This is a genomic window from Daejeonella sp. AP26 (assembly GCF_056680515.1).
This window is the reverse complement of record NZ_CM155286.1, coordinates 4,312,337-4,323,694: the sequence shown is the minus strand read 5'-3', so window position 1 is coordinate 4,323,694 and position 11,358 is coordinate 4,312,337. Positions and strand designations below refer to the sequence as shown.

11 protein-coding genes are annotated in these 11,358 nt (G+C 41.2%); all 11 read right to left on the bottom strand.

The annotated features are described in order from the left end of the window. Nucleotides 1–12: 12 nt before the first annotated feature. The 11 genes from ruvA to AC1MCB_RS18370 all read right to left on the bottom strand — a co-directional run bounded on the left by ruvA (nucleotide 13) and on the right by AC1MCB_RS18370 (nucleotide 11,339). Complete coding sequence (gene ruvA / locus AC1MCB_RS18420; protein WP_479966186.1) at nucleotides 13–597, bottom strand: Holliday junction branch migration protein RuvA; 585 nt, start codon at nucleotides 595–597, stop codon at nucleotides 13–15. A gap of 3 nt (nucleotides 598–600) precedes the next feature. Then, complete coding sequence (locus AC1MCB_RS18415) at nucleotides 601–2,931, bottom strand: NADP-dependent malic enzyme (protein WP_479966185.1); 2,331 nt, start codon at nucleotides 2,929–2,931, stop codon at nucleotides 601–603. Nucleotides 2,932–3,019: 88 nt separating this feature from the next. Continuing rightward, entirely contained in the window at nucleotides 3,020–4,417 is a 1,398-nt protein-coding gene (locus AC1MCB_RS18410) for a lytic transglycosylase domain-containing protein (protein WP_479966184.1), read from the bottom strand. A 342-nt stretch (nucleotides 4,418–4,759) separates the two neighbouring features. After that, nucleotides 4,760–4,963, bottom strand: a complete 204-nt coding sequence (locus AC1MCB_RS18405; protein ID WP_479966183.1) for a Sec-independent protein translocase subunit TatA/TatB — start codon at nucleotides 4,961–4,963, stop codon at nucleotides 4,760–4,762. 11 nt (nucleotides 4,964–4,974) lie between these two features. After that, a complete protein-coding gene (locus AC1MCB_RS18400) occupies nucleotides 4,975–5,247 on the bottom strand; it encodes a Sec-independent protein translocase subunit TatA/TatB (RefSeq protein ID WP_479966182.1) in 273 nt (90 codons plus the stop codon). A gap of 81 nt (nucleotides 5,248–5,328) precedes the next feature. Continuing rightward, entirely contained in the window at nucleotides 5,329–6,429 is a 1,101-nt protein-coding gene (locus AC1MCB_RS18395; protein ID WP_479966181.1) for a murein hydrolase activator EnvC family protein, read from the bottom strand. A 184-nt stretch (nucleotides 6,430–6,613) separates the two neighbouring features. After that, on the bottom strand, nucleotides 6,614–7,396 hold the full coding sequence (gene lolB1 / locus AC1MCB_RS18390) for a lipoprotein insertase outer membrane protein LolB1 (protein WP_479966180.1): 783 nt from the start codon (nucleotides 7,394–7,396) through the stop codon (nucleotides 6,614–6,616). Beyond that, the gene (locus tag AC1MCB_RS18385; RefSeq protein WP_479966179.1) at nucleotides 7,374–9,110 is read right to left on the bottom strand and encodes a tetratricopeptide repeat protein; all 1,737 of its coding nucleotides are present in this window, start codon (nucleotides 9,108–9,110) and stop codon (nucleotides 7,374–7,376) included. Before AC1MCB_RS18385 ends, lolB1 begins: the two co-directional genes overlap by 23 nt. Nucleotides 9,111–9,114: 4 nt before the next feature. Further along, nucleotides 9,115–9,549 carry a dUTP diphosphatase gene (dut, locus tag AC1MCB_RS18380; protein ID WP_479966178.1) on the bottom strand — a complete coding sequence of 145 codons (435 nt, stop codon included), beginning with the start codon at nucleotides 9,547–9,549 and terminating at the stop codon, nucleotides 9,115–9,117. Continuing rightward, nucleotides 9,527–11,029 carry a lipopolysaccharide biosynthesis protein gene (locus tag AC1MCB_RS18375; protein WP_479966177.1) on the bottom strand — a complete coding sequence of 501 codons (1,503 nt, stop codon included), beginning with the start codon at nucleotides 11,027–11,029 and terminating at the stop codon, nucleotides 9,527–9,529. The genes dut and AC1MCB_RS18375 overlap by 23 nt, the downstream gene beginning before the upstream one ends. 28 nt (nucleotides 11,030–11,057) lie before the next feature. Beyond that, nucleotides 11,058–11,339, bottom strand: coding sequence for an acylphosphatase (locus tag AC1MCB_RS18370; RefSeq protein WP_479966176.1), 282 nt, complete (start codon nucleotides 11,337–11,339; stop codon nucleotides 11,058–11,060). Nucleotides 11,340–11,358: the final 19 nt, after the last annotated feature.

The following is an 11,358-nucleotide window of genomic DNA, read 5'->3' as shown; positions in this document are numbered from 1 at the left end:
CTTGAAGAGTAATTATAAGCTTTTCAAGGCAATTTTTATCAATTGTTCTACCGATATATTTTCTGATGAATTATTAATTGCCTGACTCAAAGTTTTTTCCGCAACAGCCTTGTTGAAGCCAAGCATAACTAACGCTGAGAGCGCTTCGTCTTTGGCCGTTGTATGCTGGGGAACGGAGATGAGCGAATCAGGACCCTCTTTTTTCAGTTTATCCTGGAGTTCAAGGATCATACGTTGTGCAGATTTGGGTCCGATACCTTTAATTCTTTGAATCAATGGCACATCACCTTTGACTATGGCTGTTTGTATTTCAACGGGCGTAATTGAAGAGAGAATCATTCGGCCTGTATTGGCCCCAATTCCGGAAACGGATATCAGATGTAAAAATAAACGCCTTTCACCCTCGTCAAAGAAACCATACAAAGTGTGCGCATCTTCTTTTACGTGCATCCAGATAAAGAGCTTGCAGCGTTCATTATCTTTAATAGCCGAAAATGTATTTAATGAAATATTAATATGATACCCTACTCCCCCGGTCTCTATGACCACATAGGTTGGGCACTTGAAAGCTAATTTGCCATCAATGTAGTCGTACATGTTCTATCTTTCTGCTGGTTTACGACGATTAAACAATCCCTTACGTTTCACGCCTCCCGGTTCTGTCATATCCTGCTTCGACTGAGCATCAACCACTGCGATGGTGACCATATTAACAATTTCCCTAACTGAACTGTCTAATTGTAAAACATGCACAGGCTTGTTCAGTCCCAACAAAATGGGGCCTACTGCTTCCGCTCCTCCAAGTTCCTGTAACAACTTGTAAGCTATATTTCCGGACTCCAGATTAGGAAATACCAAAACATTAGCTGGTGCATCATTCAATACGCTAAATGGAAAATTGTCCTTCAATAAGTCAGAATTCATTGCAAAGTTGGCTTGCATTTCCCCATCAACCACAATTTCAGGATACCGTTCGTGCATTAATTTCACTGCAAGCCGGGTCTTTTCAGGCACTTCCCCGTCATTAGATCCAAAGTTCGAGTATGAAAGAAGAGCTATACGAGGAGATATATTGAATTTTTTTACGGAGACATCTAGCAAAAGACTAATATCTACCAGCTCCTCTGCAGTTGGATTCACGTTTACAGTTGTGTCGCCAAAGAATACCGGGCCTTTTTTAGTAAGCATCATGTACATACCAGCAACACGATTTACCCCAGGCTCAGTACCGATCACCTGCAATGCGGGCTTAATTGTGGTGGCGTAGTTTTTTGTCAGGCCTGAAATTAAGGCGTCAGCTTCACCAAACTGAACCATAGTGGAACCATAATAATTTCGGTCACGCATTAGTTTCGTTGCTTCGAACAAAGTCAGGCCACGGCGCTGTCGCTTCTTGAAAAGGTAATCAGCATACTTAGACGACTTTTCAGTCTCTTCAAGGGGATTGATGATCTCAACATTTCCAAGGTCCAATTCGTTTTCTTTTATGATTTCCAGAATCCTTTCTCTTTTCCCTAATAAAATTGGAATCGCTATCCCCTCCTCTTTCACTGTTTGCGCCGCCTTTAAAATTTTATAATTATCAGCCTCTGCAAATACAATACGTTTAGGTGCAGATTTTGCCTTATTTGTAACAGCACGCATCAAAGCATCATCCATTCCCAGACGGGTCTTCAACTCGTCTCTGTAAGCGTCCCAGTTAGTAATTATCTTACGGGCTACACCAGAATCAATTGCTGCTTTTGCTACTGCAGGAGAAACCTCTGTAATTAGCCTGAAATCAATTGGTTTTGGAATAATATAATCAACTCCGAATCTTAAGTTTGTCGTATTGTAAGCCAGGTTAACTGCTTCCGGGACAGGCATTTTGGCAAGGCGCGCAATTGCATTGACAGCCGCAATTTTCATCTCCTCGTTTATAGCAGTTGCCCGTACGTCAAGGGCACCTCGGAAAATATAAGGGAAGCCCAACACATTATTTACCTGGTTTGGATAATCTGATCGACCGGTAGCCATGATAATATCTTTTCGAGTGCTGGTTGCCAGTTCGTAATCAATTTCAGGATTAGGATTGGCCATAGCAAAAACGATAGGGCTTTTCGCCATAGTCTTCAACATCGCAGCCGTCAAGACATCAGGAGAAGACAGTCCGATAAAAACATCCGCGTCCTTCACCGCTTCTGCGAGGGTATTAATCTTCCGGCTAGTTGCGAATTCTAATTTTGTTCCTTCAAGATTCAACCTGTCTGAACGGATAACCCCGGTGCGATCAACCATTACTATATTCTCGCGCTTTGCCCCCATGCTTACGTATAACCTGGAGCAGGAAATGGCAGCTGCTCCGGCACCGTTAACAACAATCTTTATGCGATCTAGCTTCTTCTTTTGTATTTCACAAGCATTTATCAAAGCAGCCGACGAAATAATTGCTGTTCCATGCTGATCATCATGCATAACAGGTATACTCATTTCCTCTTTTAACCGGCGTTCAATTTCGAAGCACTCCGGCGCCTTGATGTCTTCCAGGTTTATTCCTCCGAACGTAGGTTCGAGAGCCTTAACGATATTGACGAATTCATCAATGTTTTTAGTGTCCAGTTCAAGGTCAAAAACATCAATATCCGCGAAAATTTTAAATAAAATGCCTTTACCTTCCATAACAGGCTTGCCAGCTTCCGGGCCAATGTCTCCTAGGCCAAGCACAGCCGTACCATTGCTGATTACGGCAACCAGATTACCTTTAGCGGTATATTTATAAACATCATCCTTATTTTCAGCAATCTTAAGGCAGGGCTCTGCCACACCTGGAGAATATGCCAGCGCTAAGTCGCGTTGAGAATTTGTAGGTTTAGTAGAAACAACTTGTATTTTGCCCGGGCGTCCTTGTGAATGATAATCCAGTGCGTCTTGCTTGCGGTTAGTCTTATTCATTGATAGCTAATTGGAGAGCCGCAAAATTACAATTCTTTTTGAGATTGACTTAGAAAATGACAGCCCCCCGGAAGCCGTATCACATCAACTAGCCTTTGTTGATCTTTAACTTCATTCCAGGCTGCACTGTATTTTTTCTCAAACCGTTCAATGCTTTGATCTTAGAAATTGTCGCTCCTGAGAATTTTTCTGCGATTTCTGATAAAGTATCCCCAGCTTTTACAATGTAAGTAATATAGCGAGGAGCCGTATTTTTTTTAGTTTTCGCAGCATGATTTCCAGCTTTGAGCCGGAGCACTTGACCTGGTACTACACTGGTGCCATTCAAGCTATTGTAAACTTTTAAGTCCTGCACTTCGACGCCGTATTGGTTTGCAACCATAAGCAGCGTTTGCCCTTCTTTCACTTTATGAGTAACTGGGATCGTAATGGGATTAAAATCAGGTTCTGCATTTAATGAAGCTGCAATCAAGTCAGGTTCATTTGCAGTTTCTGCATTTAAAACATCGTACAAGGAAGCGTAAAGTTGTTTCCCGACTGCCGGTATGACTAACCTTTTTGGTGACGCAACAGATCCATTTACGATCTGTTTCTTGTAGGAAGGATTCAGGACACTTAATTCACTTAAGTCGATATCCGCGGCTTGAGCGATTTTAGAAAATGAAATCATCCTGTTTACGTCAATTACGTCCGTGAATATGCTGAATGGAGACATTTGCGGTTGAATATCATGTGCGGAATAGTAATTCATCGCATAAACTGTGGCGATAAATGCCGGTACATAATTTTGGGTTTCGCGTGGTAGATAGGGCCTAACTTTCCAAAAGTCTGCTTCACCACCTGAACGCGCTATTGCCCTGGTAACCGCACCGGTGCCACAATTGTACGCTGCTATCGCCAGTAACCAGTCTCCCACCCGATTATAGGCATCCTTTAAATATAAAGCCGCAGCATAGCTTGCCTGTACCGGGTCTTTGCGTTCATCAACATAGTTGTCCATTACCAGCCCGTACCCCTTAGCGGTCGTGTACATAAACTGCCATGGGCCAACGGCGCCTGACCTGGAAACAGCATGAGGATTTAGCGCAGATTCAATGATGGTAAGGAATTTAAGCTCATCCGGCACACCTACTTCCCTGAAAGATTTTTCAAAAATGGGAAAGTAATATTTTGATAAACCAAGCATTTTTCCAATCTGATCTTTCCGTTTGAAAACGTAGAGATCGATATAATTCTGAACGTGGTCGTTGTAGTTTAACGGCACCGTCCGCTCCAGCGAATCCAGCCGGCGTTTGTAGATATTTTGGCTTACGCTGGCCGGACTTATGTTCTCCATCTGGAAAACCGTGTCTGTGAGGCCAAGGGAAGCTGCCGGACTATTTTGTGATGAAGGTGAGTCTGGTTGAAACTGTTCAGGAGCCTGACGCGCAAATACTGTGGCACAGGCAATTGAAAGCAAGGCTATTGCCATTGTTCTTTTCATCATAACTTCATGGTTTTAACCCGGGTGGGCTCCCCCTTCAACCTAAATTTCTTTTACGAAACCTAAGCTACTATTAATAAAATAATTCAGCGATCTTTAACTGCCAGATGAAACTGTTTCGTTAAGATCAAACTTCTAAATAACGTCTGAATTTAGTGTTTAGTATTGATTGCTATCTGTGATTCGATTCGGTAATCAGATAGTGAAAAGGAATTAGAATAGGTGGCTCTTCCTAAACCATCGGAGCCGTTTGCGGTCAGGATCAATCAAAGTTATTTACCCTGGAGCACAAAAATGGCCATCCCTCCGAAGGAAGGATAGCCTTTTTATTACTAAATATTAGAATTATTTGCGATCGTCAACAGTAGAATTAGTGCCATTGGGCGAATTCTCTTCTCCGCTTTGGGCGCTCTTGAATTCTTTGATACCCTTACCCATGCCGCGCATCAATTCAGGGATCTTTTTACCACCAAACAGCAGTAAAACGACTGCAATGATCAGGACAATTTCAGTTACACCTAATCCTATTAACAAGATTGAACTCAACATAATTTCTTTATTTATTGTGCGGTTTTTGAATTTTCAGTATTAGGAATAGATGTATCAGAATCTTCAGGTTTGCCATAAGATTCTGACTTGGCAACGGGCTTATCTAAGTCCATATCACTAGTTACGCTGTTTATGTTATTATGGATTTCGCGCTTCACTCCATCTGAAGCATCCTTAAACTCTCTTATACCTTTACCAAGCCCGCGCGCTAACTCAGGGAGCTTCTTTCCTCCGAATAAAAGAAGGACAACGAACAAAATCATCAGGATTTCCGGAGTTCCCATGTTCATGAATAACAACATCGAGTATATTTTTAGATTGTTAAAACTTCACAAATATAAACATTTTTAAAACTGCCTGTATTTTTAATTAGCCAGCCAGCTTGACGGGTTCATTGGCGCCGCCCCCTTCCGTACTTCAAAATGTACTTCTGTAGTCCCATCCACAGGATCAGTGATTACTGTGCCGATTGCCTGTTTTAATGAAACCTTTTCGCCACGAGATACACTCACGGATCTTAAGTTTGAATAGACAGTAAAATATTCACCATGTCTGATCAATACAGCGTAAGAACCAGCGAAATTCTGAACCGCTGCCACTTCTCCCGAAAATACAGCCCTGACTGACGACCCCTCGGCTGTCTTAATATCTACCCCATTGTTCTCTGTAGTAACGTTTGTTCCGTACCTATGGATACCAAAACCTTCAGTTATGATTCCGCTGGCGACAGGCCAGGGCAAACGGCCTCGATTACCCAAAAAGTCTGATGATAATTTAGCAGCTTCTGGAGTTGCAGCCAGAATACTTGATCCCTGCGAGATAGGCTTGGTAGCCGGAGCTTCTTTATTTTCAGCTTTTGCTTTCGCAGCTGCAGCTCGAGCTTCCTCCTCAGCTCGTCTTCTAGCTTCTTCTATTTCGCGATTAATGGCATTTTGAATCGCACGGTTCAAACGGGCCGATTCTTTTTGTTTTTTTGTAAGTTCCTGTTTTAGCTTCTTTTCCTGACGGCTGAGACCTGACAAAACTCTTGATTGACTGTTCTTCTCTTTTCCAAGAGTTACTCTTTCCTTTTGCTGATCGCCCAGCAAACTTGTTTTTTCTCGTTTGTTATGATCAAGCTCAACAATCTTAACATTCAGATCCTGTTGTGTGCCTTGTATGTACTTTGCCTGTTTTTTACGATAGGTACTAAATTGTTGAAGATATTTTAAGCGTTTATAAGCCTGGTTGAAATCACTGGATGCGAAAATAAACATCAGCTTGCTATAAGCGCTCTGATTTCTAAAAGCGAACAACACCATGGCAGCGTACTCCTTTTTCAGCTTATCTAATTGAGATTGCAGTGACCGAACTGTATTTGAATTATCAGAAATCTCATTATCAAGGAGTCTTACTTCCGAATTTATAGTATTGATCTTCTCCTCCCGAAGTCGGATTTGCGTATTCAAAGCTTTAATCTGTTTCAAAGACAAGCTCTTACTACTCGATGTTTGCCTCAGACTACGGTTAAGGCTTTCAATTTCTCGGGATAAGGTTTCCTTACGCCGTTTAAGCTCTGCGCTACTCTGGCCAAAAACTTCATGGGTTGCACTTATTATCAGGAAGAAAAGTAAAAATCTTACAAACCTCATCGCGGCAAATGTATCTAATTTAATCTTTGACTGTGAATCTTTTCGAAACCTTAAACGGCATTTCAAAGGTCTGATTGAGGTCTATACGGTTGTACCTTAGATTAATCACAACATTTTTACGTTCCGCCTCCGATTTGATACTAACCTGACCGGGAATTAGCTGAGCTTCTACTTCTATAAAATCGTCGTAGTTAATAAGGAGGTTTTGCATCGCTTCTTCATCTTTTAATGAAGACAGAATTACCTTGTCATGTTCATTGAAGCGAATGCTATAGACTAATGATTTAAATATTCCCTCTAAAACAGCTTCTCTCCCTTCAACCTTTAAATCTGGTTGTTCCAACAGAGCTTGCCTCAGGGGATTACCAGCAAATATTTCTTCTATTGTGGTGAAATCAACCTGATCATTAGTGAAGTTATAAATGTAGTTAAAAGGCTTTTTGATATATGTATTTTCAAGCCAGTTTAGCACTTTTACTGAATCCGGAGTAATCAGTGCCCTTGCGACTTCCAGGCCTGCTATTGCTGTTACCGAAACCCAGATAGCCTCCCCTTTCCGGATACGAATATTCATTGAAACATTATTTTCATTTCCATTTATATTCAAATCAGCCTTGGCTTTAATGGAGAGCGAGCTATAGCTCAGGGAGCTGTTATTTATAGAAGCAAGTCTTGCTGATTTACTGGTGCTGGCAACTGCGGGAGCTGAAACTGTTTTAACTACTTCTCTCTTGGCTTTACAACTTGATAAGCCAAATACTAAGCTTACCAGTAAAAAGCTATTCAATATATTTCTTCGCATTTATCTTTTGCTCTAATTTTCCTGATCCTCCAATAGATTTGGCTTTCTGCCACTGTTGCACAGCTTTTTCTTTATCTGCCAGGTGAAAGAGAATATCGCCGTAATGTTCGAATTGTACTGCGTTGCTGTTGCTACTGTGGCTAATGGCCTTTTCAATCCAACTCAAGGCGTCCTTGTACTTTTTTGACTTGAATAAGATCCATGCGTATGTATCTTCAAATGAAGAATTACCTGGTTCCAGCCGGATTGAAAGCTTTGACATCCTTTCGGCTTTATCAAGATTTTCTCCTCTCACTGATAAGTGGTAAGCATAATTGTTCAGGGCATAACTGTTTTCGGGATTTATTTCCAGGGCTTTCTCATAAGCATCGTCCGACTCAGAATGACGTTTCAACGCATTGTAAGAGTCACCCAATCCCGAATAGATCTGGATGAGGATCTCTTTATCGTCGCTTTCAAGGGAAGCTGCATTCTTCAAATACGACACTGCTTTCTCATGCTGCTGACTTTGAGCATAAGCCATCGCTGTCAATACAAATAAAGCAGCCTGATTTGGAAAGATGCTTAGGGCTTCTTCACCATCAGCAATAGCTTCGTTGTACTTGCCTGAGCTTAATTCGATCCTTATCAGTTGCTCCCATATCTGATAAACACGGTCGTTCAACTTTAATGCCTGCTTATAGGCCTTGCTGGCATCATCATATTTTTGCTCCTGAAATAGTACGTCACCGAAAACAGCGAAAGATTTGGGATCCTGAGGATGAACAATTGTAAGAATCGAGGCAAGTTCATGAGCCTGCTCTCTGGCTTTCATATCAGCAAATTGCGGGAAGAAAGACAAAATGATTCTGATTTTTTCGTCAATATTAAATGTAGAGTTGTCGAAAGCCTGCTTCAATTCGATAAACGCGTCATCATACCGCCTTAAAGCACGATAAGTATCCGCCAGACTTAAACGCACCAGAACATTACCCGAATCAATAACTTTCGCTTTGTTTAGGACTTCTAAAGATTTTTCGGGAGAGCCGGATCGGTTATAAATATCAGCAAGGTTTAAAAGGCTTTTCAAATCCTCCGGATTTGTTTGAACTTGCTTTTCTAACTCGGCTGCGGCCTTCTCCGGTTTGCCTTGCCGGATAAAACCTCTCTGTCGGGCTTCGGAAAGTTCATTTGAAAGACCATAAATTTTTTCAATTTCATTATACACTTCATTAGCTTCACCAATCTTGTTCTGAATAGATAAAGCATTGGCCTTATCAAAATAATGATTTTGATTATCCGGATCTAGAGCGATCAGCTCGTCGATGACCGGCACTAGTTTAGACACATCATTGGTTCTTTTGTAAATATCTGATAGAAGAAGCCAATACCACTTATTCTCAGGCCTTACCGTAACGGCATTTCGAGCCAAGATCTCCGCATCTTTATCCTTATTATCCGAATAAAAGATAGTGGCGAGCTCATACATCGCCGCGTCATTTGCAGGATCGAGGATTAGGATACGTTTAAAAAAATCAGTAGCCAGCGAAGTGTTTCGAACAATCTTCGCGTGTAAACCGTCCAGAAAAAGCTGCTTTACAATCATACTGTCCTCAGCAGAAAGAACTTTCCCGATTACGATAACTGCATGAGAGCTTTGTCCGCTTTTTTCCTGGGCAGCTGACGAAAGCAGGCAGCCCATAAAAAGAACCGAAAAGATTGAAAACCTAAGCATTGTATTATGAACCGGTATGACCATAACCACCGGTGCCCCTGACTGTTTCGGTTAGTAGCTCTGCATTCATCCAGTGAACTTGCTCATGACTGGCGACGATCATCTGAGCAATTCGGTCGCCATCATTTATCTCAAAAATCTGATCTGAGAAATTGATCAAAAGTATCATGATCTCTCCCCGGTAGTCCGAATCAATAGTCCCCGGCGTATTCAAGATCGTGATACCGTGTTTCAAGGCGAGTCCGCTGCGGGGGCGTATTTGTGCTTCATATCCAACCGGCAGCTCGATAAATAAACCCGTCCGTATCAGGCGTCGTTCCATTGGCTTCAACATTGCCGTTTCCGATAAATTTGCTCGAAGATCCATGCCTGCCGAAGAACTTGTTTCATAAGCTGGCAGAGGATGGGCTGAGTTATTAATGATTTTTACTTCTAACATTACTGATCCTTAAATTAGGCCTTTCAATTTTTAACACCACAAGCACAAAGATGCCAATAAGTAATGCCATGGATAAAAACCAGGCAATAGTTCCTGAATTGAATAAAAACAAACGAATAATATCGCCAGTGGCATACAATGCTAATGTAAAAATTAAATATCCGAATATTTTTTTAAGATTATACGGGACTGTATAATATCGCTGACCGATGAAATAACAGACAACTGCCATTGAGAAGTAACAAATTAATGTAGCGATGGCTGAACCTGTGTATCCGTAGACAGGTATAAGGGTATAGTTAAAAACGATGGTAAGAATTGCACCGAAAACAGTAAAGTATACGCCAAATTGAGTCTTATCTGCTAATTTAAACCAAATGGAAAGATTCTGATATATCCCCAAAAAAAGATATCCCAGGAGTAAAATCGGAACTACAATCAGTCCCTCAAAGTAAACTGGCTTCAAAATATGCTTAATAATATCAAGATAAAGCATCACTCCTAAAAAAATAAAACAGCAAACGATCACAAAGTAATTCATTACCCGGGCATATACCGTTTTCGCATCCACCTGTTTATACATTGAAAAAAAGAAAGGTTCTGATGCCATTCTAAATGTTTGGATAGCCAGCGACATAAATATCGCCAGCTTAAAACAGTTACCAAAAATACCGAGTTGTATCGTATTCTCCGTGGGAGAATAAGGCAATTCCTGTTGCAGAATTATCCTGCTGAATGATTCATTAACGGTGCCTGCAAGGCCGGCGAACATAAGTGGCATCGAATACAGAAGCATCTTTTTAAGAAGCCCTAAATCCATCTTCCCCAAGCCTGAAATTATTTCCCTGTAAAGGAAAATAATAGTAAAAAGACTGGCGATAAGATTAGATATAAAAACGTATCCTACACCAGTTTGAGGATTATAGAACTTTGATAAGAAGTTTTCCGGATTATGTTTTAATATGTAGGGGCACAGTATTAGGAAGAAAAGCACAAATACAATGTTCACTCCTATACCTAACAACTTGCCTGCAACAAATTTCAAAGGTTTATTTTGATTGCGCAGTCTTACGAACGGAATAGATGAAATCGCATCCAGAGCTAGTATTACAGCAAAGTAAATCACGTATTCGGGATCTTTAGGAAAACCAATCAGATCTGCAACGGGAGCTGCAGCAGCAATCAAGATAGATGCAAAGAATATGGAGGAACCTGTGATCGCTGTGAGGGCAGTTTTGTAAACCTTACTCTCTTCCCCGACTTCTTTATTAGCAAACCTAAAATAACCGGTTTCCAGGCCATAGGTAAAAACAATAATTAGAAATGTGACATATGCGTAAACATTGGTCATTACGCCATTGTCATACACACTGAGTGTACGAACATAAAGTGGCACCAGTAAATAATTGATCAGCCGTCCTATCATGGCGCTCAGACCATAAACGGCTGTTTGGGAAGCAAGCTTTTTTATTTGAGACAACAGGATTGGGATTTAATAAAGCTGTTTATCAGGCGGTTTTTTTTCTAATAACTTCAAAATTGCGGTAATGCTTCATCGACGCTTCAGAAACAGCCACCTTCTCCACTACTGCTTTGTCTGAGCCTTTCTCACAGAATTCCAAAAACATCTCCAAAGAAAAATCGTCGCCCTCGGCTTCAATAACCACGGATCCATCAACTTCATTTCTAACGCTTCCTTTAACGCCAAGCTGATCAGCAACGGCCTTTGCTGTAGCCCGGTAAAAAACACCCTGGACTTTACCGATTACGCATATATCAAGATGCTTCATATTAGGTCGATTAGGTTTT